A 26838-nucleotide genomic window follows, 5' to 3' on the forward strand; every position below is an offset into this window, starting at 1 on the left:
GAAATCTGAAGTGATGTTTACCGGTATAGCGAAACGTCGCTGGCTGGGAATTGTTCTGCTGAGTCTGGCGGGCGCTGCTTATGCGCAAACCACGGATACACCGCCGGTTGTAGATGCTGATGTGCAAAACAGTGCGACACCGGTAGCCCCGCAGGTGGAGCCGATGCCAATCGTACCAGGAGCACCAGTACGTAATGACTCACTCTCTTTTAAAACGCTGGCACCGGAAGGCAGCCTGGTTTTAAGGGGCCTGCAGAGCGTAGCGCAAATGACATTCACTGTGCGCAGTGACGAAGTGGTCTCTCAGGCCGCGTTGAATCTGGACTATACCGTTTCTCCTGCCCTGTTGCCGCTGCTTTCCCATATTAAAGTCTATCTGAATGATGAACTGATGGGGGTTGTGCCGGTTAATCAGGACTCACCGGGGAAAAAGGGAACCATTAATTTGCCGATGGATGCTCGCTATATTAGCGACTTTAACCGCATTCGTCTGGAACTGGTGGGGCATATTCGTCTGGAACCGGTGGGGAACTATAAAGATGCTTGCGAAAATCCAACCCATAGCAGTATCTGGATTGATGTGAGTAAAAGCAGCTCGGTGGCGCTGACCTATCAGGGACTTGAGGTGAATAACGATCTCTCTCGCTTCCCTGAACCTTTCTATGACAGCCGCGATTTCCGCCCGCTAAATTTACCGATGATTTTCAGTTCGGCTCCGGATAATGAGCAGCAAAAAGCCGCGGCAATTTTGGCCTCATGGTTCGGGGTGGAAGCGCAATGGCGGGGGCAGAACTTCCCGGTATTGTATAACCAACTGCCAGAAAGTAACGGTGTAGTTTTCGCCACTAACGACTGGCGCCCGGATTTTCTGAAAGACTATCCGAAAGTTGATGCGCCAACAGTTGAGATAATCTCACATCCAACTAATCCGTATATCAAGCTGTTGCTGGTGCTGGGGCGTGATAATAAAGATTTACTGACAGCTGTACAGGGAATCGCTCAGGGAGAACCTTTATTCCGCGGCCAGAGCGTGACCATTGATAGCGTAAAACAACTGCTGCCTCGCCAACCTAACCTTACGATGCGCCTAACTGGGTAAGAACCGATCGTCCGGTACGATTAGCTGACCTGACGACCTATCAGGAACAACTCAGCGTTTCCGGTGGACGTTTGCCACCGATTGATCTGGATATGAAGTTACCGCCAGATCTGTTCTTACTGCGCAGTCAGGGGATCGCGCTAAATCTTAAATATCGTTATACACCACCTCCTTATGTTGATGATTCTCGCTTAAATGTCAGCCTTAACAATCGTTTTTTACAGGCATTTCCGCTGAAACCTTATGAGTCAAATAAGCTCCAGGTATTGCATATTCCATTGATTCAGGGATTGAGCAGTACTGATGAAGAAGTGATGATCCCGGCTTTCCAACTGGACGGAAATAACAAACTGCGCTTCGATTTTGATTTCGTTTCAAATATTGGTGCCAGCACCACTGACGTATGTCGCACCATGACACCGGTAAAACATGAAGCAGTGATTGATGGTGATTCAACTATCGATTTTTCTGGCTATCGCCACTATTTGGCCATGCCAGCATTGAAAACGTTTGCTCAGTCGGGTTTCCCGTTCAGTCGTATGGCAGACTTATCGGAAACGCTGGTAGTGATGCCAGAGAATCCAACGGCTGAACAACTAACGCTGCTGTTTAACGTGCTGGGGCAGATGGGGGCCAGTATTGGCTATCCGGCGCTGGGGGTTGAACTGACGGCTAAACCGGATGCGAAACAGCATGCAGATAAAGATCTGTTGGTGTTAAGCAGTATTCCGAAAGATTTGGATGCCAGAAACCAACCGGAAATACTGATTGAGCAGGCAAAGAGCCAGCTTAACCGTCCGGGAAAAAATAATCTGGAGCTACATACTGTTGATTTCGATAAGCCGAGTACGGAACCAACACCACAGGCTAGCGCCGTAGTTTCATCCGACGGGCCTATTGGTGCGATAACGGGCTTCCAGTCCCCTTATAACGAGCAGCGCAGTGTCGTTGCTCTGATGGCCAGCGGAGATAGTGGTTATCAACTACTGGATGAAGCCTGGCGCGACAGCGGTAAACGGGCGGCTATAGCCGGGTCGGTTTCCATTGTGCGCAACTCCGGGGTAAATAGTATACGGGTTGGAGAGACCTACTACGTTGGTTATCTGCCGTGGTGGGACAAACTATGGTTTAAGCTATCTGCACATCCGGTGTGGCTGGCTGTATTTGCTGTTTTCAGTGTGATTCTGGTGGCGTTAATGCTCTGGCGTGGGCTGCGCGCGATAAGTCGCCGTCGCTTAAATCCGGGTGAAGATAAATAATATGAAACGTTTAGTGATGATGTTTTGTTGCTGCCTTATTGCTGGTCAGGCGTGGGCGGATAGCTGCCATTGGCCACAGTGGCAGTACTTTTCCCGGGAATATATCAGTCGTGAAGGACGGGTTATCGACCCCACGGATGGCAATAACATCACCACATCAGAAGGACAAAGCTACGGGCTATTTTTTGCGTTGGTGGCTAATGACCGTAATCGATTCGATCAGGTTTTGAACTGGACAGAGAAAAATCTGGCTGCCGGCGATCTGACGGCACGTTTACCCGGTTGGTTATGGGGTAAAAAGCCCGATGGCAGTTGGGGAATTCTGGATAACAACTCGGCATCTGATTCTGACCTGTGGATTGCTTACACCTTACTGGAAGCCGGACGACTCTGGCATTCCCGTGGCTATCAGGTTATGGGCACTTTGCTATTACAGCGTATTGCCAGAGAAGAAGTCGCCAGGATACCGGGGTTGGGTACCATGCTGATGCCCGGAAAAGTGGGTTTTATCGAATCTGATAGCTGGCGGTTGAACCCCAGCTATCAACCGCCACAACTGTTAGCTCGTCTCGCTCAAACCGACAAGATTTGGGGTGAAGTAGCACAGAGCAACCGTAAACTATTACTTGAAGCAGCACCTGCGGGGGTTGCTGCGGATTGGGTCGTGTGGCAGAAAGAGAAAGGCTGGCAAACGGACAATAAAACCGGCGCTACCGGCGATTACAATGCGATTCGGGTCTATTTATGGCTCGGCATGCTGGCAGAAGATACGTCGGGGAAAGCTGAATTGATAGCTCATTACCAGCCAATGGCTAAACTGACGCAGGATATGGGGTTGCCGCCGGAAACGGTAGATACCCAAACCGGGAAAGCGACCGGTACCGGGCCGGTTGGTTTTTCTGCCGCACTATTGCCATTTTTAACAGGATCCCCGGCTCAGGCCGTTCAACGCGAACGGGTAGTGAATAATCTTCCGGGCCGCGATGCTTATTACAATAATGTATTAACCCTATTTGGTCTCGGCTGGGATCAACAATATTACCGCTTTAATCAACAGGGAGAGTTGCAGGTTTCTTGGGAGAAAGATACATGCAAAAATACCCACTGATTTCAAACTACACGCTGAAACTTTATCATCGATTTTTCCCTGCATCGGGCACCGTGCATCGCATTGCCCCCGTGCTCTCTTTTATTCTGCTTCCTTTTACACTCTCTCCTCTCGGCGCATTAGCGGCAGACAGCGTATCTCCTGAAGCCCGGTTACAGGAACAGATACGAATTGGCGAATCAACCCATCGGGATGATTTGGTTAAAGAGTCTCTTTATCGACTGGAGAAGATCAGTCCAAATGCACCTGAAACATTGGCGGCCCAAATCCGTTATGCGTTACGTCAGGGAGATATGACTACCGCGACCCGCCAGTTGGAGCAGTTAAGAAAGCTACAGCCTGATTCTGATGCCTATCTTACGGCTAAGCTGGAAATTGCGCTGGCGCAACCAGAAGGAAAAAACAAGCTACAGCAGGCCAGATTACTGGCGACCGGTGGTCAACTGACTCAGGCCAAAGCGGCTTATGATGAACTGTTTGAAGGCAAAGCGCCCACGCTGGATTTGGCGATTGAATACTGGAATGTCGTGCTGAAAATTCCCGGTCAGCGAGATTATGCATTGCAGCAGATGCAAGTGCTGCAAAAACGCTTTCCTGCTTCAGATGCGCTAAGTATGTCTATTGCACAGCTTCTGTTTGATGAAGGAAAAGATCAGCAGGCCTATCAGGTGCTGGAAAAACTGGCTGCCAACCCTAGTGGTATTGGTAGCGCTGCCGAGCTGTGGTACAGCAAATTGAAAGGTATGCCGGTTTCAGATGGGAGTGTTGCTCAGTTACAACACTTTATCACTACCTTTGAGGGGCAGCCGGAGGCGGCTGACGCTCAACAAGAGCTGGTGCGTCAGCAGACACTGTTACAAGACCCCCGCTATCGTGCCAGAGTTCGCGGCCTTGAGCAGGTGGATAGTGGCGGCGGTCGTAGCGCTATTCCTTCACTGAAACAGGCGCTCAGCGCTTCACCGAGTGATGCGGAATTACTGACAGCGTTAGGGCAGGCCTATGCCCGGGCTGGAAATCGCCAGCAGGCTTTGGTTCAGTTTGAAAAAGCTAAAGCGAGCGATACCACAGGCAGTTACGCGTCTAAGTTGGATAGCCTGATCAAAACCAATCGTTACTGGTTGGCTATCGATCGGGCGGATAATGCCCTGAAAAATAAACAGTTAGATCAGGCACAAGCGCTGTACCGCCAGGCCAGTGCCATTGATAGCTCGGATGCACAAGGGCTGATAGGTTTGGGTGATGTTGAAATGGCCCGCAATAATGCAGCGGCGGCAGAGTCTTATTATAAACAGGCACTGCGTCGTGAACCAGACAGTGGTAGTGCTGTGAGTTCACTGGTTTCATTATATGAAAAGCAATCGCCGGAAAAAGCGCTGAGTTACATTCAGGGGCTGCCGGGTTATATGAAAAACCGCATGCGTAGCTCACTCAATCAGCTAACCGCAGGTAGCCTGAAACAGCAGGCGGAAGATCTTGTCGTTGCCGGTAAACCGGCTGAGGCAGAGGCGAAATATCTTCAGGCTCAAAAAATGACCCCTGATGACGTTTGGTTAACTTATCGTCTGGCCGGTGTGATGCGTACTCAGGGCAAAAATGCCCAGGCCGATGCGCTGTTCAGTCGGGCGATGCAACCACATCGACAAGATGCTGACTGGATATATGCACATTCACTCTATTTGTCCGGCAGTGGCCGAGAGGCTCAGGCGCTGGCACAACTACAAACATTGGGTCAGGCAAAGTGGGACGACAATATTCGTGAACTTGATACCCGCCTGAAGACGTCACAAATTCTGCAACAAGCCCAGCAAATTCGTGAAACAGAAGGTGAACCAGCGGCCATTGACTGGTTAAAACAGCAGCCAGCCAGTACCCGTATCGATCTGACTTTGGCCGACTGGGCGATAGAACGGGAAGATGGTCAACAGGCGCAAGAGCAGTATCAAAAGATTCTGGCACGAGAACCGGATAATCAGGATGCGCTGCTGGGTGTGATTGAAGCTCAGATTACCGAAGGCGACTTACATGCGGCTAAAACTTCTCTGGGGGCACTCTCTATTCAACCCCAGGCCAGTGATATCGGTACCGGACGTCGTTTAGCCAATGCCTGGTCATTAGTCGGGGATGATGAACGTGCGGGTGCTATATTGACTGAGCTCAAATCAGCAGCACTGCAACCGTCTGCTGAACCATCAATGGATAACGCACGTCTGCTGCGTGATGCTGCCGCGTTTGAAGAGAGAACCGGGCGCCCAGATGAAGCATTAAATGATTACCGCCATGCGATGACCGCCTATGGTATTACCCCTTCAGCCGAGATGGATAATGAGACCTTTACCAAGGCTATGCGCAACAACCAGCAGGATGACTGGTTAAAACGGGGTATCAAATCAGATGCAGAATCACTGTATAAGCAGCAGTCCACTACAGTAACCTTGGATCATGATTACTGGGGTTCCAGCGGCACTAAAGGAATATCTGATTTAACCGCCCATACCACCATGCTGCATATTGCTTTTCCTCTACAGCGGGGAACGGCTTTTTTGCGTGGTGATTCAGTCATCATGGATGCGGGGAGCTTCAGCACCGACAGTAATGGCGTATATAACGAGACATTTGGTACCTGTCGGGAAGTGGGTTGTAGCGACGATCGCAACCAGAAGAGCAATGGTGTTAGCGTAGCCACTGGCTGGCAAGATGATAACTGGCAGGTGGATATCGGTACCACGCCAATGGGATTTGAAGTGGTCGATTGGGTGGGGGGTGTTGGATACAGCAATGACTGGAATCATCTGGGATGGACGGTTACCGCTTCCCGCCGGCCCATTTCCAGCTCGCTGTTATCGTTTGGGGGGGCGGTTGATCCCTATACCGGAACCAAATGGGGCGGCGTACGTAAAAATGGTGTTCAACTGGATTTAAGCTATGACCGTGGTGGGCCGAATGGCGTGTGGGGAAATGTCGCCTATCATCAACTGACCGGTAAGAATGTGGCAGATAACCAGCGTATGCAGGCTATGGCCGGTTACTACTATAAAGTGATCAATGAAAACGATCGTCAGGTGAGAGTCGGTTTAAATACCATGTGGTGGCATTATCAGAAAGATTTAAGTGATTACAGTCTGGGGCAGGGGGGATATTACAGCCCTCAACAATATTTATCGTTCTCTTTACCGCTGCTCTATCGTGAACGCACAGAAAACTGGTCCTGGGAGTTGGGCGGTTCAGTCTCTCTCTCCCATTCTTCAACCGATAGTAGTCAACGTTATCCGTTACAGGGGCTGGTTCCTGACAGTCTGCCGGATAAATATGTCACAACAGACAGCAGTAGCAGTAGTGGAACCGGATATACCGTGCGCGCGTTAGTTGAGCGCCGAATCACCTCTCACTGGAGTGTGGGTGCCGGTGTCGATATCCAACAGGCGAAAGACTATACCCCAAGCCATGCGTTGATTTATGTCCGTTATGCTCTTGAGCCTTGGTTGGGAGACATAGATTTACCGCCTCAGCCACTAACACCTTATGCTGATTTTAAATGATAGTGAGCGAGATTTCTGAGCATCGCAGAATACTTTTGCCATAATGTGAGGAGTGAACGTTATAATATTTTACTCAGTGCCAAGCGTGTAAATATATTATTCAGTCACCACCATTTGGAGATAAAAATTTGCAGGTAAAGCGTTCGCTAACAATCAAGCAGATGTCGCTAGTAACGGTAGTTGCTCTGGCGACAATTTGTATTTTTATCGTAATACAAATGTTTGATTTTATTCAACAACGCAAAGAGGTCTACCACATTCAGCTCGATAATATTGGTTACTCGGTTTCTCAACCTTTAGAACGAGCGCTGTGGGACAGGAACATGAAAGAGATCCAACGGGCGTTGGATAATCTGATGGAGCTGGATTTTTTAACCAAAGCCAATTTAATCGTGAATGCGGAGTTAATCTCGGTTCACAGCCAGCGCGGGCCCAATGGAAAAGTCCCGCACGTGGTCGAAAAGCTATTGTCTCTTCCCATTGTTTCACTGATACCGCTTTACTCGCCGGAATATAATGCCATCGATCCCCAGCCTATGGGCTATTTAGTGCTGGAGGCGGACTCCTACAAACTTTATCAATATACTCTGAAGCGGCTTTCTACCTTGTTGGTGGCTTATTTGCTACTGGCGTTTATGCTTTCTATTGCTATCAGTTGGTGCCTGAATCGTTTGTTAGTTTATCCACTGCGGGCTATTGCGGATGACCTACGCACCTTACCGGTAGAGAATATTCAATATCATCAGCTAACGTTACCCCGGTACCATCAGGATGATGAGTTGGGAGTACTGGTTCGCAGTTATAACCGCAACCAACAGGCATTGGTGCAAGCTCACCATCAGTTGACCCGCATGAGCACGCGGGATCCTATTACCGATTTACCCAATTACACTCTGTTTCAAGAGTTGTTAAAACAGCAGCTTTTGAATAGTGGCCACGAAAAGCAGCCATTTAGTTTGCTGTTTATTAATTTAGATTCCTTTAAAGATATCTATCAGGCATTAGGCCAAGAGCAGGGTAATCTTGGCCTGATTGATGCCGTGCAGCGCATGAAAGAAGTGCTGGGAGAACATACCCTGCTGGCCAGACTCCATGGAGAAGAGTTCATTGTATTGAGCAAATCTCAGGAAAGTCCATTACATGCTATGCAACTGGGGCAGCGTCTGGTTGAGAATATTACTATTCCGCTCAGCATTAATGAGTACCAGTATCAACCAACCGTCAGTATTGGTATTGCACAGTACCCCAGCGATAGTGAGGAGCCTGACGGACTTATTGCTCATGCTCAGGCGGCGATGTTATTAGCCCAGCGCCGGGGGAAAAATCAGGTTCTGTTCTTCGAACCGGATATGACCAATAATATTCAGCAACGGCTGATTATGGAAAGTGAGGTGGTTCGCGGAATGAAAGAGAACCAGTTCCGCCTCTATCTTCAACCTCAGGTAGATATGGCGACAGGCCAACCTTATGGTGCAGAGGCTCTGATTCGCTGGCACTACACGGAAAATGATATTCGTTATCCGGGAGATTTCATCCCACTGGCAGAAGAGACAGGATTAATCCTTGAATTAGGGGCATGGGTGCTGGAAGAAGCCTGCACTACGCTTGCCCATTGGAAACAGCAGGCGATTCCGTTGACCCTGTCAGTTAACCTGTCAGCATTGCAGTTACAGCAGCCTGATATCATTGAACAGTTGAGTGGGTTATGCCAGCAGCACGACTTCTGTCCCAGCAGGTTAATTCTGGAGTTGACAGAAACGGCGAATATTTATGATTTAAAGGCGGTGCTGCCAACATTAATAAAAATGCGTGATTTGGGCATTTCGATTGCCTTGGATGATTTTGGCACGGGTTACTGTAATCTTAATTATCTCAGCCATTTACCTGTCGATGAGTTGAAAATTGATAAGAGCTTTGTGGACGGATTACCGGACGATGACGAGTTGGTACAAATTGTGAATTCGATTGCTCAGATCCTTTCTCTGAAAGTGGTGATCGAAGGAGTGGAAACGCAACAACAGGTCGATTGGTTATTAGCTCACGGCATGCATTTTGCTCAGGGTTACCTTTTCTCCCGTCCGCTTCCTTATGAAATGTTTAAGGAAAAGTACCTGTCCTCTTATTATTAAGAAAATCGATATTGTCTCCAGGGTAGTACATTAACGAGATTGTTAATATTGTTAATAAATACTGAATCACTAATTAGCAGAGATAGAAAAGTACCGATTAACCAATTTTTGACCATAAAGTACGTAAAACCAGCAGTTGTGATGCGATCCAGTTCATATTTCTGATTTTTCCCCATTGTTTAATCAATAAATTAATATCCATAGTGTTAATTGGATGTTATTTTCCAGCGCTCTACACCGTGTTGCTAATAAAAATAAGGAAAGCATCATGAAATTGAATATTTTCAAATCACTCTATATTCAGGTGTTAATTGCAATAACGGTTGGGGTACTGTTGGGGCATTTTTATCCTGAGATTGGTGCATCAATGAAGCCGTTAGGTGATGGCTTTATCAAATTGATTAAAATGATTATCGCACCGATCATCTTCTGTACCGTTGTGACCGGTATTGCCGGAATGGAGAGCATGAAGGCCGTAGGTCGTACCGGCGGCATCGCGTTACTCTATTTTGAAATCGTGAGTACATTAGCCCTGTTGATTGGTTTGATCGTGGTAAACGTGATTAAACCAGGCGCAGGTATGAACGTTGATGCTTCTCAACTGGATGCTACCGCGGTTGCCGCTTACGCAGACGCAGCTAAATCACAAGGTATCGTTCCATTCTTACTGGATGTGATTCCAGGCAGCGCAATAGGGGCGTTTGCCAGTGGCAACATTCTTCAGGTATTACTGTTTGCCGTGCTGTTTGGTTTTGCTCTGCATCGCCTGGGTGAAAAAGGTCAGTTAGTGTTTAACGTTATTGACAGCTTCTCCCGCGTGATTTTTGGCATTATCAACATGATCATGCGTCTGGCACCTATCGGGGCATTTGGTGCAATGGCCTTTACTATCGGTAAATATGGTGTGGGTTCTCTGGTGCAGTTAGGACAGTTAATTCTGTGCTTCTATATCACCTGTGTACTGTTTATCGTGTTTGTTGTTGGTTCAATCGCCAAAGGCTTTGGGTTCAGCATTTTCAAATTTATCCGTTATATCAAAGAAGAACTGCTGATCGTTCTGGGTACTTCTTCTTCTGAGTCAGTGTTACCAAGAATGCTGGATAAAATGGAGCGTTTGGGCTGTCAGAAATCGGTAGTAGGGTTGGTTATTCCTACGGGGTATTCGTTCAACCTCGACGGAACCTCCATCTACCTGACCATGGCGGCGATATTTATCGCTCAGGCGACAAATACCGAGATGACTGTGCTCAATCAGATAACGCTGTTAGTGGTATTACTGCTGTCATCAAAAGGGGCCGCAGGGGTAACCGGCAGTGGCTTTATTGTACTGGCTGCAACTATCTCGGCGGTGGGTCACTTACCACTGGCTGGATTGGCGTTAATTCTGGGTATCGACCGCTTCATGTCAGAAGCTCGTGCGCTAACTAACCTGATTGGTAATGGTGTAGCAACTGTGGTTGTTGCTAAATGGTGCCGTCAGATAGACGAAGATAAACTGCATGAAGAGTTAAATAATCAGGGCTCTAAAAAAGCGACTCCAGCTGTCTGATTAATACTTCACTTCAATCAAAGATCCTCACCCACTGGTGGGGATTTTTTTTATCTGTGCGAAAGCGAAATATGCGTAGTGCATCTGTTTTAGTTCTTAAAATTGACCTGGAATAGGATAAGGCGAGATTAAACTTTAGCTTGTGTGGAAATAAAACATTTCTCAGATATAATTTCATATGCAACGAAATTGTTTATTTTATAATCAAGCGTTGCTTCATTTCCTTCCGACGGCTTGCTGCTGGCGGTATTCTCTGCATAATGTCTCTATTTGCAAGTTAGCCATCAGTTTTATTATTTAAATGATAGTAGCATTAAGTGACATCTCGACAGCCTGCTTCTTTCAATAACAAAAACGACAAGGATGCAAATATCAGCTGTCAGACAACCACATGATGTTGTCGGGTTGATATAAGCAGTAAATGAGGTTTCAGTATGCATAGTAAGTATTTGTGGTCCGCTTTAGGCGGATTGGTGTTGATAATGGCGGGAGCTGCTCAGGCAGAGCCATTAAAGGCCGATCCGGCATGGCAGGAAGGAAAGTTAGAAAATGGATTTAAGTGGCAAGTCCTTGCTACCCCACATCGACCCAGCGATAAAATTGAAGTTCGTTTAGAAATCAATGCCGGTTCTCTGCAAGAGAGTATTCCACAAGTCGGTTTCTCCTATCTGTTGCCGCGTCTGGCAACCTCATATACTGAACATTTTAGCAGTGCTGAAATGCAGGCGCTGCTTCCTCAAATTTTGCCGGATGCTGAACCAAAATATTTGGTGGAAGTTTCCTACGATTACACTCGCTACAATTTGAGCTTGCCAAATAACCGACCAGAAATATTAAAAGAAGCATTCAGTTGGTTATCTGATGCAGTCAATCGCCCAACGGCAACCAGTGAGCAAATTCAGGCTATTCGCAGTGAGTTTGCTTCCCCCTTGGTCATGCTGCCATCCGGTTTGAATGATGCATGGTGGCGTTATCGCATCAAAAATTCACCGTTAATGGGCCATGAGCCAGGACAAACCATCGTTGCAGACGCTACTGCAGAACAGTTGGGTGAGTTCTACAATAAATGGTATACCCCGGATGCAATGACGTTGTATGTGGTGGGCAATGTTGACCGTCGGGTATTGAACGATCAGATTAATAAAGCTTTTGGTGGCCTAACCGGTAAGCGGGAGACTCCGGCAACCATTGCTGCGCTCAGCGCGTTACCGCCAACCCCGGTTAATTTCTCATCTCAGGGTGTGACAAAAGACCGGATTAAACTGGTATGGGACGATCCATGGCATCCGGTGGTGACAACGGCTTCACTGGAGCGCCAGTGGTTAAGTATGATCGCCAATGACATGATCAAAAATCGTCTGAACCAGAGGCTTGGGCGTACCGTGCTAAAAGGTGACCCACTGAATATTGAGTGTCAGGTACAGTTTCAGCGTTATAAATGCAATATGACGTTAGATGTGCAGTTACCCGCTTTAAAAAACAGCATTAAGCAGTTGGGAACCGAGCTGGTGAAACTGGATAAAGAAGGCATCACCGAAGCCGAGTTAAAAGCTTTAGTTGCTGCGCAAAAAGAGCAACTGGACAAGGCGATTGCTACTTATGCCAAGACGGATACCACTGAGATTATGAATCAGCGCCTGTTGATCCAAAAAAGTGGTTCTATTGCGGTCGATCCGGAATCTTATCAGCAACTGAATCAAAAGTTTCTTAACAGCCTGACGACGATGGATGTGAATTCGCGTATTCATCAAATACTGACGATTAAACCGACCATGGTGCTGACTCAGCCAGCCGGTGAGCCTGAAGAGAATGTTAAAGTATTATCAGATTTATTGGATTCCATCATGACGCCAAAGGCAGAAGAAGCTAAGTGATTTGAATTATAAGTAAAAGAAAAGCCCCGGGCTGAAATTCAGCACCGGGGCTTTTTACTGGATCTTTTCTCAGACCGCTGGCATTGCATCCAGAGGAATAATCGCCCCACGATACTGAATAACCGTACTGGCGGTCAGGTGGCCACGTTTAATGGCATCAATCATATTCCCCCCCTGTAAACGAACGGCAAGGTAGCCTGCGCTAAAAGAATCACCGGCAGCAGTAGTATCGATGACTTTCTCCTTCGCCAGCTTAACCGCGGCGACTTCTTCCCGATCGTTACCGGTAGCGGCGATACAGGAGTCGGCTCCACGCTTAATGATGATTTCGCTAACGCCGAGCGCTTGAGTGCGGGTAATCACGTTTTCGTACGGCTCTTCGCCCCAAAGCGCATCTTCATCGTCCAGAGTCAGAAAGGCAATATCGGTGCAGCAAAGCACGTCATGGTAGACCTGTTGTGTCTCTTCACGGCTCTGCCATAAACGTGGGCGATAGTTGTTATCAAAAATAACTTTACCCCCATTACTGCGGCAGGCTTTCAGCAGGGTGATGAGTTTCTGACGGCTTTCCGGATTAAGGATTGCCACACTGATTCCACTCAGATAGATATAGTCGAAATGCGTCAGCTTTTGGCAAATTTCATCCGACTTATCGCGAGTCAGCCAATAACGTGCAGCGGCATCATTACGCCAGTAATAGAATTTACGCTCACCGGTGTCATCAGTTTCGATGTAATAGAGCCCCGGCATTTTGTCATCCAACTGCTGAATTAAGTCGGTTTTAACCTTCTCTTTTTGCCAGGTGGTTAGCATTTGATCGCTGAAAACATCAGTCCCCAGAGCGGTGACGTAGTGTACTGCCAGTTTATCTTCTGGTACCTGACGGGCGATATATACAGAGGTATTCAGGGTATCTCCGCCAAATCCACGGCTGACATTATTTTCTTTTTCAGAGAGTTCGATCATGCATTCGCCAATAACGGCAATTCTTTTAGTGGTCATGGTGTGGCATCCCAGTCTTAATTTTATTGGTTATTGGGATTAGTTTTATAACTTAGCGGTGGATAGTCAAGAAAAAATAAAACATTGTTTCAATAATTTTGGGGTAACGCTTTTTTAGTAAAAACGAGCGTACTGACTTTGGTGATATCGTAAAAAGCTAAGCAGTCAATAATCTACTATATCGATGATGATGGCGTTTGGCGGTCACTGACGTCAGGTTTCTTTTGGTTTTCCTGCGCAGTGGCAATCCAGGCTGCGCAGAATAAGGTTAACCGGGCGAAGAAGTAGAAGAATGCCAGTAAACCAATAATTGAGCCAAAAGCCGCACCGGAAGGGGATTTTGCTAACTGCGGTAAGGTAATGGTCATGATGAACTTGATCACTTCAAAACCAATAGCTGCCAGCAGCGTTCCCTTTAATAACGCCTTAAGATTAGGGCGCTGTTTTGGCAACATCCAGAATATCCACAGGAACATAAAGTAGTTAGCGGTAATGGAAACCGTCAGGGCGATCAGCGTTAAAGCCGGTCTGAGCCAAGTGATGTCTCCCAGTCCTAATGCATTAACAATCACTTGTTGAGCCGAACCGGCAACAGAAGTGAGAGAAATAGTAACGATGAGTGCAATCACCAATCCTGTCAGAGAGATGAAGTCTTTAATATAGCGAAAGTAAAATTTATCTTCTTCCGCCGGATTACGTTCCCAGACATCCCGGCTTTGTGCCCGAATGGCTTCGCGTAAGTTGCCCATCCAACTGATACCCGAGTAGAGCGCGACCAGCAGACCGGTTAAACCCACGGTAGTACGCTGACGGATCGCCGTATTGACCGTATTCTCCAGCGTGGTTGCCAGATTAGGATCAGAAACACTGGTGACGATTTTATTAATCAGCTCAGCCAGCAGTTCAGGGTTGGAGGCCAACACAAAACCGGCGGCGGCAAAAGAGACCATCAGAATCGGGATCAATGACAGAAAAGAGAAATAAGTAATTGCAGCGCCAAACTGGCTTCCTAGACGATCGTTAAAGCGTTCAGTCGCACGCAGCAAGTGTGCGATGGCCGGGATGGCTTTAATTCTGTCTACCAGCCGTGTGGCTGTTTTTACCGCGTTATTCATCAGGAAGTTCTTTATATAGATTCAGTTGGCTGAGGCGATCGTCGTGTTTGCTGTTATCTGATTGATAATAGCAAAGTTTATATATATCGACAAAAATCGGGATAAAACGACCGGATAATGAAGTGGTAATAGTGAATCGGTGAGTTAGACATTTATCATCGATCAGGCAATAAAAAACCCGAATATTGCGGGAATATTCGGGTTTCGATGAATTTATCACAAGGCGATTAACGCATAGTAACAAACTCTTCTGCTGCTGTTGGGTGGATAGCAACGGTGTTATCAAAGTCTTTCTTGGTTGCGCCCATTTTAACGGCAACCGCGAAGCCCTGTAGGATCTCATCCATACCGAAGCCGATACCATGGATACCAACGACTTTCTCTTCTTTGCCGGCGCATACCAGCTTCATACGGCATGGCTGACGGTGAGACGTTACCGCGGTATACATCGCAGTGAAGGAGGATTTATACACTTTCACCTGGTCATCACCATACTGTTCACGAGCCTGACCTTCTGTCAGACCGATAGTGCCAATAGGTGGGTGACTGAATACCACAGTAGGAATATTCGAGTAATCCAAATGTTCATCTGGCTTGTTGTTAAACAAACGCTCAGATAAACGGCGACCTGCGGCAACCGCAACCGGGGTGAGCTCAACGGCACCGGTGTTATCACCAACGGCATAGATACCCGGAACGTTAGTATTCTGGAATTTATCAACCGGAATATAACCTTTCTCATTGGTTTTAACGCCAGCCGCAGCCAGATTAATGTTATCTGTTGCCGGCTCACGGCCAATAGCCCAAATCAGACAGTCTGTTACGTGCTCTGTGCCATCTTCCAGCGTCAGGGTTAAGGTACCATCAGCATTTTTGACGATAGCTTTAGGGATGGCCTGAGTGTGTAGCGAAGGGCCTTCCGCCGCCATCACTTCCAGCAGGGTCTCTACAATCATTGGATCGAAAGTACGCAGCGGAGCATGCTTACGCACGAACAGATGGGCATCAACCCCTAAGCCATTCAGTACACCAGCAATTTCTACCGCAATATAACCAGCGCCAATAACCGCTACGCGCTTCGGCATTTCGTCCAGAGCAAAGAAGCCGTCAGAGTTAATGCCGTATTCTGCACCTGGAATAGAAGGCACTGAAGGGCGACCGCCGGTAGCAATCAGAATATGGTCAGCAGTAATTTTTTCCCCATTGACTTCAACGGTATGGGCATCGACAAAGCGGGCAAAGCCATGAATAACATCAACTTTGTTATTACCCAATACGCGGTCGTAAGACTGGTGGATACGGTCAATATAAGCCGTACGGCTTTCGATCAGCTTTTTCCAGTCGAAATGATTTACCGTCGTATCAAAACCATAGTCCGGGCCATACAGATGAATGGCTTCGGCGATTTGTGCTGCATGCCACATCACTTTCTTCGGTACACAACCCACGTTTACGCAGGTACCGCCGAGGTATTTGGCTTCAATAATGGCACATTTTTTTCCGTAAGAGGCTGCACGGTTAATAGAAGCGATTCCGCCGCTACCACCGCCGATAGCAAGATAGTCGTAATGTTTAGTCATGATATTGTCTGCTTCTCTCTATAGCTAAGAGGGGATTGAGAAAGGTTCTCACAACCCGATGGAGAATAAAAGCCCCCCGAACGTCGGCTCTACGTTTACATATCAGTATTCACTGACTGACAGGGGTCACTATTGGTGCTTAACCATTGATCGGGAATGGGAACCGATAAGGTATCTGATAAATCTTGTAACGTTTCACTCAGCCATTGGTTCGCTTTACCGATTAATTTCAGTTCAGCCTGGTGGTTCTGCTCTGAATTTGTCACTGGCAATGTGTTGAACTCCTTAGATTCCAACACTATCCCATTTTGATGTTTCTCATACAGCCAGTGCCCGTTAGTTTGGCGTTTGTATTGGGTACCATCGATGATTTTTATTATCAAAGCCCCGGTGCGAAAACGAACGGGAAGTGCCTGACCTGCCAAATTATCAAACTTCCAGCCAATGAAATCATTGACCATATTCGGATCAGGGTAAGTCCAAAAACTGACACCAGCATCGAGTTGAACATACAGTGCGGTAGGTGCACCATCTTCATTAACATACTCTACCTGTACCGTTTCAGGCGTACTCTCCCGAAAACGTGTCACACTGATGTTTTCCCGACCGGATTTTACCGTTAAGGTACAGCGTTTGGTATCTGACCACAGAGTGAGCAGAGCGCCATCGCCATCAGGAATGTCAGGCTTGGGTTCAAGTTTGCCATCAATACTGTTTTTGGCCGCAGGGTAGATGTAACCGCGAAGTTCAGAGGGTTTTTCACCATAAAAAACCCATTTAGCAACAGGTACAGGAAATAAAAATTGCCAAATCAACCAACCGGCTAAAATCACGATAGCGATCACAGAAAGGCTGATACCGACTAACGTATTTCTTTTCATAACCATTCTCAACTCTTACTACAACCGTCCAATGCGTGTTTACTCCGGTGTAATCCAGCTAACTTTGGTATGGCCAATACCCTCAGGTACCAGAACACGATGCAGCCATGGTAAAACGGTACTCATTTGCTGTTCCAGTTTCCAGGGGGGATTGATCACAATCATACCTGATGCGGTCATACCGCGACGATCGCTGTCTGGTTGAACCGCCAGCTCGATTTGTAGGATGCGTCGAATACCCGTCTCTTCCAGCTCTTTAACCATACGTTTGATTTGCTGACGCAGTACCACCGGATACCATAGCGCATACACGCCGGTAGCAAAGCGTTTATAGCCTTCCTGAATCCCCTGAACTACCGCCTGATAGTCAGTTTTGAGCTCATAAGGCGGGTCGATCAGAATAAATCCGCGACGATATTGGGGAGGAAGCTGGGATTTGAGCTGTTGGTAACCGTCAGCACGTAAAACTTTACTGCGGTCGTCTTTAAGAAATTCATGGCGTAACAGTGGGGAATCCGTCGGGTGCAGCTCTGTCATATGCAGTTGGTCTTGCTCTCTGAGCAGGTGACGGGCAATCAAGGGTGAACCTGGATAATATTTCAGGTAACCGCCTTTGTTATAGGCATTAACCGCGGACATATAAGCCTCAAGCTCAACGGGCATATCGTCCCGTTGCCAGATCCGGGCGATACCTTCCAGATATTCACCGGTCTTTTCCGCATGCTCACTACCTAAAAAATAGCGCCCGGCACCGGCATGGGTATCAAGATACAGAAAAGGTTTCTCTTTCTCTTTGAGCGCTTCAATTATCAGGCTTTGAACGGTGTGCTTCACAACGTCGGCATGGTTACCGGCATGGAAACTGTGGCGATAGCTTAACATGGTGTCTTATACATTCCTGTGATTGACCCGAGCCACCACCAGATGTGGTGGCCAACAAGGTATTTATCGTCTGCGCAACATACGGGCTAAAATTCTGGCCGAATGAAGGGATATGTTGCGTTATGGCGACCAGTATAAACTGTCTGACTGATAAAAAGTGAAAATCATTGTTGGACATTGTGGTTGTCTGCGCTTTCCGGTTCGGCAGAGGTGCTGGTTAAATGGGCTAAGAAGCGCAGCAGTGCATCAGATGGTGCATTATCTTTACGCCAGAATACGCCAACGCTGCCTTTTTGTTCGATACGTGGCAGGGGTAACATGGCTAACTGACCTTTTTCTACATAACGTTGAGCCAGACGCCATGACAAAATCGATACAATATCGCTGGCCTGTACCATATTTACGGTAACGCTCATGGAAGAGGATTCCAGATAATTCTCCGGTAACATCACCCCCTGATCTACCAATGCATTATCAATACTCACGCGAATAGGGGTACCCGTGGGCCAGACAATCCAGCGATACTCCAGCAGATCCTGCCAACTGATCTTATCTCTGGTTGCCAGCGGATGATTACAACGACCAACAAAGCACACGGGTTCGGTATATAGCACTCGGTAATTAAGCGGTAACTGCAATGCTTTTCCACCCACCCGCCCGGCCAACAACGACATCAACTTTGCCGGAAATCAGACTTTGCAGCAAAGGCGTCATCACGTTTTCTACTACCTGAACGTGAACGTTGGGATAATCCTTAATTAGCGAGAGCAAAGCCAGAGAAACGCAATCAGTAGCGACCGGTGAACAACCAATCAGCAGGCTACCCTGAGCACCCAATTTGAACTGTTCGATATCTTCCCGTGAGCGCTCGAGGTCGTTAAGCAAACGTCGGGCATGTTCCAGCATCAGCCGCCCGCCTTCTGAAGGGCGTAGCCCTTTACTGTGTCGTTCAAACAGTATCAGCCCGATATCCTCCTCCAGTGAGCTTAGCCATTTAGACAAGGCTGGTTGAGTGATATTCATAATCTCTGCCACTTTACTCAAATTACCCTGTTCGCCAATACAGACAAGCAATCTGAGGTGTTGCACTTTCAGTTTCTGCGTCCAGTCACTCATAGGTATAACCTCCGGGTTATAGCCAGGGTCGAAATACCATTATCTTTTCACATCTCGCAGTCTCATAGTATTAACAAAATAGCAACATACATCACAAAAACGATAAAAGTACCCTACAACCATGAGGCAATAAGATGACACTAACACGTAGCATGACGGTTCAGGAGGTGATTGATGCTGCGCCCGTTTCGGCCTACCAGTGGCGGGTTTTGGCTTGCTGTTTTCTGGTAGTGACCCTTGACGGGTTTGATACCGCATCAATTGGATTTATCGCACCGGCTATCCGCCAGCAATGGCAACTGGATGCCGCCCATCTGGCACCGCTGTTTGGTGCAGGTTTGTTTGGCCTGACCTTAGGCGCTTTGATATTTGGTCCAATGGCCGATCGATTCGGCCGCAAGAACATTATGCAGTTCAGTGTGGCCTTTTTCGGCCTGATGAGCGTGCTGTCCGCGTTCGCGACCGATATGAACACCCTGACAATACTGCGTTTCCTGACGGGATTAGGACTCGGAGGCGCCATGCCGAATGCGATCACCCTGACATCGGAGTTTGTACCAGCCCGGCGGCGAGCGGGTCTGGTGACCCTGATGTTCTGCGGTTTTACGCTGGGTTCAGCACTGGGCGGTGTGGTTAGCGCCCAATGGGTTCCCCATATCGGCTGGGAAGGCATTTTGATTCTGGGGGGCGTGATGCCATTAGCACTGTGTGTGGTGCTGTGGAAGGCGTTACCGGAATCACCTCGTTATCGGGTATTGAAGCAGTATCAACCTGAAAAGGTTGCAGAAGTGCTGAAAAAAATCACCGGTAAAAACTATGACGATGTTCATTTCCATTTGGATGAAAAACCAGCGGAAAAAGGAGCTGTTGTCGCGCTGTTTACTCGTGAAGTCCTGCCAACAACCTTGCTGTTGTGGAGCGTGTTCTTTATGAGTCTGTTGATTATCTACTCACTGTCGAGCTGGCTACCAACCATGCTTAACAGCGGTGGGGTTGATTTACAGCATGCAGCATGGGTCACCACGGCCTTCCAGGTGGGAGGAACTGCCGGCGCTATTCTGATCGGCATGATGGATCGCTTTAATCCTTACTGGACGCTGGCGGGCAGCTACGCCATGGGTGCCGTGTTTATTGTATTAATCAGCGTATCGGAAGGTTCACTGTTGGCCATGTCGCTGGCAGTACTGGGAACGGGCATCGGTATCAGCGGTTCTCAGGTTGGTTTGAATGCGTTGTCAGCAGCGCTCTATCCAACACAGTGTCGGGCAACCGGTGTGAGCTGGTCCAATGCTATCGGTCGCTGTGGTGCCATTTTTGGCTCCCTCAGCGGTGGTCTGATGCTGTCGTGGAATATCTCCTTCAGCACCATGTTCGTCGTTATCTCTCTACCGGCGGTGGTTGCCACTCTGGCACTGGTCGCCTTACGTTTTCAACACCGCCATACGCCAATTGTTGCCCCGCGCATCACCGTACTGAGCGAATAAAACAGATTTGTGATTACTCACTGAATGATAAATATAAAGGAGTCGATTATGTACGAGATTCATGCAACCGCACCAAGCCGCAGGGAGAGTTTCTATCAGGAGATTGCTGGCCTGAACCTCTCTCCTCTCTGGGAATCATTACATCAGTTAGTACCACCAACGCCGCATACGCCAGCCGTTGCTGCCCTGTGGCGCTATCAGGATATCCGTCCTTTTCTGATGAGAAGCGGTGAGTTGATTGGTGCCCGTGAAGCGGTTCGTCGGGTGCTGGTGTTAGAAAACCCGGCGCTGACGGGTAAAGCATCTATTACTTCATCGCTGTATGCCGGATTACAGTTAATTATGCCGGGCGAGGTTGCACCAAGCCACCGTCATACTCAGTCTGCTTTACGTTTTATTGTGGAAGGTGAAGGGGCATTTACCGCCGTTGATGGCGAACGCACCATGATGCATGCCGGTGACTTTATCCTTACCCCACAGTGGCGCTGGCATGACCACGGTAATCCGGGTTCTGAGCCAGTCGTCTGGCTGGATGGTCTGGACTTGCCGTTAGTCAACTATCTGGGCTGTGCATTTGCTGAAAACTATCCGGAAGAGCAACAGCCAGTAACGCGTCCAATGGGCGATTATTTACCGCGCTACGCTGCCAATATGCTGCCGGTACGCTATCAGTCTGGTAATTCATCGCCAATCTTTAACTACCGTTACGACCGCAGTCGTGAAGCGCTGGATCAGTTAAGTCGTAATGGCGATCCGGATGAGTGTGAAGGATTCAAACTGCGTTACGTCAATCCAGCCAACGGCGGTCACCCAATGCCAACTATGGCAACCTTTATGCAATTACTGCCGAAAGGATTTAAAGGACAGAGCAGCCGCTCCACTGACAGCACGATTTATCACGTGGTGGAAGGAGAAGGCCGCGTCACCATCGGTAGCGAAAGCTTCAGCTTTACGCCAAAAGATATTTTTGTGGTGCCAACCTGGCAAGCGGTGAGCTTTGAAACTCAGTCAGACACCGTGCTGTTTAGCTTTTCTGACCGTCCGGTACAAGAAGCATTGGGCCTGTTTCGTGAGTCCCGTGGCTAAAAAGATACCCGCGCAGGTGGGATAAACCCACCGCGCTAAAAACCATTTTGATCTCTGATTAAGGAATTTAGTTATGAGCAAGTTTGTTTTCTCTCCGGCACCTCAGGTAGCCGTTCCCGTTGTCGGTTCTGATGAGCTTTTTCCGGTTCGTCGTGTTTACTGTGTAGGGCGTAACTATGCTGCCCATGCAAGAGAAATGGGATTCGATCCGGATCGTGAGCCACCGTTCTTTTTCTGTAAACCAACGGATGCGGTAATCCCGGTTAATGCGGGTGAAACCCTGAAGCTGGCTTATCCGGCGCAGACTGAAAACTATCATTATGAAATTGAGTTAGTTGCGGCTATTGGCAAGGGGGGTAAAGATATTCCGGTAGAGAAAGCACTGGAACATGTTTATGGCTATGCCACCGGACTGGATATGACTCGCCGCGATCGTCAAATGGAGATGCGCAAAATGGGTCGGCCGTGGGAAATTGGTAAAGCGTTTGACTACTCAGCACCTATTTCACCGATTCATCCGGTAGCTAACTGTGCTGATGTCAGCAAAGCGGCAATCTGGCTGCAAGTGAACGGTGAAGACCACCAGCGTAGCGGCATTGATTTCCTGATTTGGTCAGTAGCAGAAACCATCAGTTATCTGTCAGCCTTCTTTGAATTACAACCTGGCGATTTGATTTATACCGGTACGCCAGAAGGGGTCGGCCCGGTGGTTAAAGGGGATACGATAACCTGTGGTGTTGAAGGATTAACCGACCTGACTGTGACTATCATTTAAGCGCATAAGAGAGACTACTCAATGAAACTATTCAGTTTTTTTAATAGTTCCGCCTCTTACCGGGTTCGTATTGCTCTGGCGCTGAAAGGCATTGATTACCAAACGGAAGGCGTCAATATCCGTGCGGGAGAGCAGTACCATGCGGAATATTTACAGCATAACCCGGTTGGCGTGGTACCTACGCTGATTGACGATAGCGGTGATTCCATTGGGCAGTCGCTGGCGATTATTGATTATCTGGATCGGCGTTTTCCGGCACCGCTATTGTTACCACAGGAAGCAAACTTGCGTGCTCAGGTGTTGGAAATCGCATTGGCTATTGCCTGTGATATTCATCCGGTTAACAACATGCGTATTTTGCGCTATCTGACCGATGAGTTACAGGTGAGTGAAAGTCAGAAAAAGAGCTGGTATGCCCACTGGATCAAGGTGGGACTAAGCGCGGTAGAACGCTTACTGGAGCAGAGCAACTCCGGAAACTATTGCGTTGGTGAGCAGGTGACATTAGCGGATTGCTGTCTTATTCCTCAGTGGGCTAATGCACTGAGAATGGGGTGCGATCTGTCTGATTACCCGCGCTGCCAGCGTATCTATCAACATTGTAATACCTTACCGGCATTTATTGCCGCAGCACCGGAAAATCAGCCTGACGTTATTCCGGCCTGATGTATCACATGTATTTGCCATAAACAGATATTTATAAGAAGGAGCGAATCATGAGCAAAACTCAAAGTGCCATTATTGTTGGTGGTGGGATCGGCGGCGCAGCGGCTGCATTATCACTGGCGAAAGTAGGTATTAAAGTCCTGTTACTGGAACAAGCGGTTGAAATTGGCGAAATTGGTGCTGGTATTCAGCTGGGGCCAAACGCCTTCTCTGCATTGGATAGCCTGGGTGTGGGTCAGGTTGCCCGTGAACGAGCGGTATTTACCGATCATATCTCATTGATGGATGCTGTAGATGCCAACGAAGTGGTGCATATCGATACCGGCAAAGAGTTCCGCGATCACTTTGGCGGCCCTTATGCGGTTATCCACCGGGTAGATATTCATGACACTGTCTGGCAGGCGGCGTTGAAGAACCCTTTAGTGAGTTATCGTACTGCGACTAAAGTAGTAAAAATCAATATTAATCAGAATGATGTGGAAGTTATCGACGAACAGGGCAACAGCTATAAAGCGGACGTATTGATTGGCTGTGACGGTGGTAAATCCATTGTTCGCGCCTCTACGCTGGATGACAAACCAAGAGTAACCGGGCATGTGGTGTATCGTGCGGTTATCGATCGCGACGATATGCCGGAAGATCTGCGTATCAATGCGCCGGTATTGTGGGGCGGCCCCCACTGCCATCTGGTGCACTATCCGTTGCGTGGTGGTTCCCAATACAACCTGGTGGTGACGTTCCATAGTCGTCAGCAAGAAGAATGGGGCGTTACCGACGGCAGTAAAGAAGAAGTGATGTCTTACTTTGAAGGGATTCATCCACGCCCTCGTCAAATGCTGGATAAACCCACTTCATGGCGTCGCTGGGCCACGGCAGATCGTGAGCCGGTTGAGTCTTGGGGTACTGGTCGGGTAACGCTATTGGGCGATGCGGCGCATCCGGTGGCGCAGTATATGGCTCAGGGAGCCTGTATGGCGCTGGAAGATGCGGTAACACTGGGTGAGGCGATTAAAGCCTGTGATGGTGATGCGGTGGAAGCATTCAAACTGTATCAGGAAGTACGTATACCTCGTACTGCGCGCATTGTCTGGTCTACTCGTGAGATGGGACGACTCTATCATGCCAAAGGTGTTGAGCGTCAGGTGCGTAATCTGCTGTGGAAGGGTAAAACCCAGCAGGATTACTACAAAGCGCTGGACTGGCTGTATGGCTGGAAAGAAGATAACTGTTTGCTACCTCGATAATTTTCAGAGAGTGATAAAACTAGACAGTTTGGTTTTGTACCTTAAATAGCTAATCGTTGGGAGGGACGGGTGTTGGGGGCGACTTGGCTCGCGCTGGCCCGCAAGGTGTTTCATAACTGCCCCTAACCCGGCCAGGCCCAACGCGCTCCGTAGCTGCGTACAGACGATTTACCGACCGTTACCCATGCAGATATAAGCCTGTGTTGTTACGGTCGGAATATTCTCAGGAGCTGATTTATTAGATTTGTCATCAAGCCAGAGAAAGTGACAGAATAGAACCCTGATTTTCTAATTCCAATAAGTGACAAAAGAGAATATCTATTATTAGGATTAGTATCGCCAGCCATTGAATTCGACCATAATAGTCCTCATGTTAGTTTTATCGCCAAATTTAAGGACTGTTTTTTATGACTAACCCATTGTTAACTTTCCAGGGGCTTCCCCCATTTTCTGCTATTACTCCTGATGATGTTGTTTCTGCCATTAAAGCAGCCCTTGATGATTGCCGTGCTGCGGTGGAAAAAGTGGTCGCGCAGCCGGGCCCGTTCACCTGGGATAATTTATGCCAGCCGCTGGCGGAAGTTGACGATCGGTTAGGGCAAATCTGGTCACCGGTTAGTCATCTGAATTCGGTTAAAAATAGTCCGGAACTGCGTCAGGTCTATGAGCAATGTTTACCTCTGCTGTCTGAGTACGGTACCTGGGTTGGCCAACATGAAGGTCTGTATCAGGCATACCGCAATCTGAAGCAGGGTGAGGCATTTAATCGCCTGACCAAAGCACAGAAAAAATCAGTAGATAATGCTCTGCGTGATTTCGAGTTATCCGGTATTGGTCTGGATGCAGAGAAACAGAAGCGTTACGGCGAGATTGTTTCCCGTCTGTCTGAGCTTGGTTCTACCTACAGCAACAACGTGCTGGACGCCACCATGGGTTGGAGCAAACTGATTACCGATCCGGCGGAGCTGGCGGGTTTACCTGAAAGCGCTATGGATGCTGCCCGTGAAATGGCAAAAGCCAAAGATCAGGACGGCTGGTTGCTGACATTAGATATCCCAAGCTATCTGCCGGTAATGACTTACGGTGATAACCGCGAGCTGCGCCATGAAATGTATCAGGCATTTAGCACTCGCGCCTCGGATCAAGGGCCAAATGCCGGTAAATGGGATAACACCCAAATTATTGAAGAGCTATTGGCATTGCGTTATGAGTTGGCGCAACTGCTGGGCTTTAACAGCTATGCCGATAAATCTCTGGCAACCAAAATGGCAGAGAACCCGCAGCAGGTGCTGGATTTCCTGAATGATTTAGCCAAACGCGCACGTCCACAGGGTGAGAAAGAGCTGGCGGATCTGCGTGCATTTGCCAAAACGCATTTTGGTAAAACCGAGCTTGAGCCTTGGGATATCAGCTATTACAGCGAGAAACAGAAGCAACACCTTTACTCTATCAGCGATGAGCAACTGAGACCTTACTTCCCGGAAGCACGGGTTATGCAGGGGTTGTTTGAGGTGCTGAAACGCGTATTTGGTATGACGGCGAAAGAGCGTAAAGACGTTGATTTCTGGAGCCCTGAAGTTCGTTTCTTTGATCTGTTTGATGCCAGCGGTGAATTGCGTGGTAGTTTCTATCTGGATCTGTATGCCCGTGAACATAAACGTGGCGGTGCCTGGATGGATGACTGCGTCACCAGCCTGCGCTACGCCGATGGTCATCTGCAAAAACCAGTAGCATACCTGACCTGTAACTTTAACCGTCCGGTTGGTGATAAGCCTGCTCTGTTTACTCATGATGAAGTGACTACGCTGTTCCATGAGTTTGGCCACGGCATTCACCATATGCTGACGAAGATTGATACCGCGGGCGTTTCCGGTATTAATGGTGTTCCATGGGATGCGGTCGAGTTACCAAGTCAGTTTATGGAAAACTGGTGCTGGCAGCCTGAGGCATTAGCCTTTATCTCCGGTCATTATCAAACCGGCGAACCTCTGCCGCAGGAAATGTTAGATAAAATGCTGGCAGCGAAAAACTATCAGGCGGCGTTGTTTATTCTGCGTCAGTTAGAATTTGGTCTGTTTGATTTCCGTTTACATTATGAGTATCAGCCGCAGAAGGGTGCCCAAATTATGGAAACTCTGGCAGAAGTGAAAAAGCTGGTAGCGGTAATGCCTTCTCCAAGCTGGGGTCGCTTCCCGCATGCGTTTAGTCATATCTTTGCCGGTGGTTATGCCGCAGGTTATTACAGCTATCTGTGGGCTGAAGTATTGTCTGCTGATGCCTTCTCCCGCTTTGAAGAAGAAGGTATTTTCAACGCTACAACCGGTCAGTCTTTCCTGGACAACATATTGTCTCAGGGTGGTTCTGATGAGCCGATGACGCTGTTCAAGAATTTCCGTGGTCGTGCGCCAGAGCTTGATGCCATGCTGCGCCATTACGGCATAAAGGGATAACGT

At 48.2% G+C, this 26838-nt stretch carries 16 protein-coding genes and 2 pseudogenes; 12 read left to right on the plus strand and 6 right to left on the minus strand.

All coding sequences use genetic code 11. The annotated features are described in order from the left end of the window. Positions 1-13: 13 nt before the first annotated feature. The 6 genes and pseudogenes from bcsB (at position 14) to I2494_RS09625 (ending at position 12554) form a co-directional block, all read left to right on the plus strand. Positions 14-2358: pseudogene (gene bcsB, locus I2494_RS20690) on the plus strand (cellulose biosynthesis cyclic di-GMP-binding regulatory protein BcsB). A 1-nt stretch (position 2359) separates the two neighbouring features. After that, positions 2360-3466, plus strand: coding sequence for a cellulose synthase complex periplasmic endoglucanase BcsZ (gene bcsZ, locus I2494_RS09605; RefSeq protein WP_218466634.1), 1107 nt, complete (start codon positions 2360-2362; stop codon positions 3464-3466). Next, the gene (bcsC, locus tag I2494_RS09610; protein WP_218466635.1) at positions 3448-7002 is read left to right on the plus strand and encodes a cellulose synthase complex outer membrane protein BcsC; all 3555 of its coding nucleotides are present in this window, start codon (positions 3448-3450) and stop codon (positions 7000-7002) included. The genes bcsZ and bcsC overlap by 19 nt, the downstream gene beginning before the upstream one ends. Before the next feature lie 128 nt (positions 7003-7130). Then, entirely contained in the window at positions 7131-9131 is a 2001-nt protein-coding gene (gene hmsP, locus I2494_RS09615) for a biofilm formation regulator HmsP (protein ID WP_228350912.1), read from the plus strand. Positions 9132-9399: 268 nt separating this feature from the next. Next, on the plus strand, positions 9400-10680 hold the full coding sequence (locus tag I2494_RS09620) for a dicarboxylate/amino acid:cation symporter (protein ID WP_218466637.1): 1281 nt from the start codon (positions 9400-9402) through the stop codon (positions 10678-10680). Between the two features lie 434 nt (positions 10681-11114). Further along, on the plus strand, positions 11115-12554 hold the full coding sequence (locus tag I2494_RS09625; RefSeq protein ID WP_218466638.1) for a M16 family metallopeptidase: 1440 nt from the start codon (positions 11115-11117) through the stop codon (positions 12552-12554). A 69-nt stretch (positions 12555-12623) separates the two neighbouring features. Here I2494_RS09625 and kdgK read toward each other — a convergent pair whose 3' ends face one another. From kdgK to I2494_RS09655, 6 genes and pseudogenes are all read right to left on the minus strand, one after another. Further along, positions 12624-13556 (minus strand): 2-dehydro-3-deoxygluconokinase, encoded by a 933-nt coding sequence (gene kdgK, locus I2494_RS09630; protein WP_218466639.1) that lies wholly within the window; start codon positions 13554-13556, stop codon positions 12624-12626. Between the two features lie 176 nt (positions 13557-13732). Further along, positions 13733-14671, minus strand: coding sequence for an inner membrane protein YhjD (gene yhjD / locus I2494_RS09635; RefSeq protein ID WP_218466640.1), 939 nt, complete (start codon positions 14669-14671; stop codon positions 13733-13735). Between the two features lie 227 nt (positions 14672-14898). After that, positions 14899-16251, minus strand: coding sequence for a glutathione-disulfide reductase (gene gorA / locus I2494_RS09640; protein WP_218466641.1), 1353 nt, complete (start codon positions 16249-16251; stop codon positions 14899-14901). A gap of 95 nt (positions 16252-16346) precedes the next feature. Then, positions 16347-17132 carry a hypothetical protein gene (locus I2494_RS09645; RefSeq protein WP_218466642.1) on the minus strand — a complete coding sequence of 262 codons (786 nt, stop codon included), beginning with the start codon at positions 17130-17132 and terminating at the stop codon, positions 16347-16349. Between the two features lie 39 nt (positions 17133-17171). Further along, positions 17172-18014, minus strand: a complete 843-nt coding sequence (locus tag I2494_RS09650; RefSeq protein WP_218466643.1) for a 23S rRNA (adenine(2030)-N(6))-methyltransferase RlmJ — start codon at positions 18012-18014, stop codon at positions 17172-17174. A 164-nt stretch (positions 18015-18178) separates the two neighbouring features. Next, positions 18179-19130, minus strand: a pseudogene (locus tag I2494_RS09655) (LysR family transcriptional regulator). Positions 19131-19264: 134 nt separating this feature from the next. On the opposite strand from I2494_RS09655, the gene I2494_RS09660 reads away from it, so the two are divergent. From I2494_RS09660 to prlC, 6 genes are all read left to right on the plus strand, one after another. Next, positions 19265-20614 carry an MFS transporter gene (locus tag I2494_RS09660; RefSeq protein WP_218466644.1) on the plus strand — a complete coding sequence of 450 codons (1350 nt, stop codon included), beginning with the start codon at positions 19265-19267 and terminating at the stop codon, positions 20612-20614. Positions 20615-20662: 48 nt separating this feature from the next. Then, entirely contained in the window at positions 20663-21700 is a 1038-nt protein-coding gene (gene gtdA, locus I2494_RS09665; RefSeq protein ID WP_218466645.1) for a gentisate 1,2-dioxygenase, read from the plus strand. Between the two features lie 73 nt (positions 21701-21773). Next, positions 21774-22475, plus strand: a complete 702-nt coding sequence (locus I2494_RS09670; protein ID WP_130593262.1) for a fumarylacetoacetate hydrolase family protein — start codon at positions 21774-21776, stop codon at positions 22473-22475. A 21-nt stretch (positions 22476-22496) separates the two neighbouring features. Continuing rightward, positions 22497-23141, plus strand: coding sequence for a maleylacetoacetate isomerase (gene maiA, locus I2494_RS09675; RefSeq protein WP_218466646.1), 645 nt, complete (start codon positions 22497-22499; stop codon positions 23139-23141). A gap of 50 nt (positions 23142-23191) precedes the next feature. Then, on the plus strand, positions 23192-24385 hold the full coding sequence (locus tag I2494_RS09680) for a 3-hydroxybenzoate 6-monooxygenase (protein WP_130593260.1): 1194 nt from the start codon (positions 23192-23194) through the stop codon (positions 24383-24385). 407 nt (positions 24386-24792) lie between these two features. Beyond that, complete coding sequence (gene prlC / locus I2494_RS09685) at positions 24793-26835, plus strand: oligopeptidase A (protein ID WP_218466647.1); 2043 nt, start codon at positions 24793-24795, stop codon at positions 26833-26835. Positions 26836-26838 lie beyond the last annotated feature (3 nt).

The sequence above is a fragment of the Limnobaculum allomyrinae genome (assembly GCF_016649425.1).
Taxonomy (GTDB): Bacteria; Pseudomonadota; Gammaproteobacteria; order Enterobacterales; family Enterobacteriaceae; genus Limnobaculum; species Limnobaculum allomyrinae.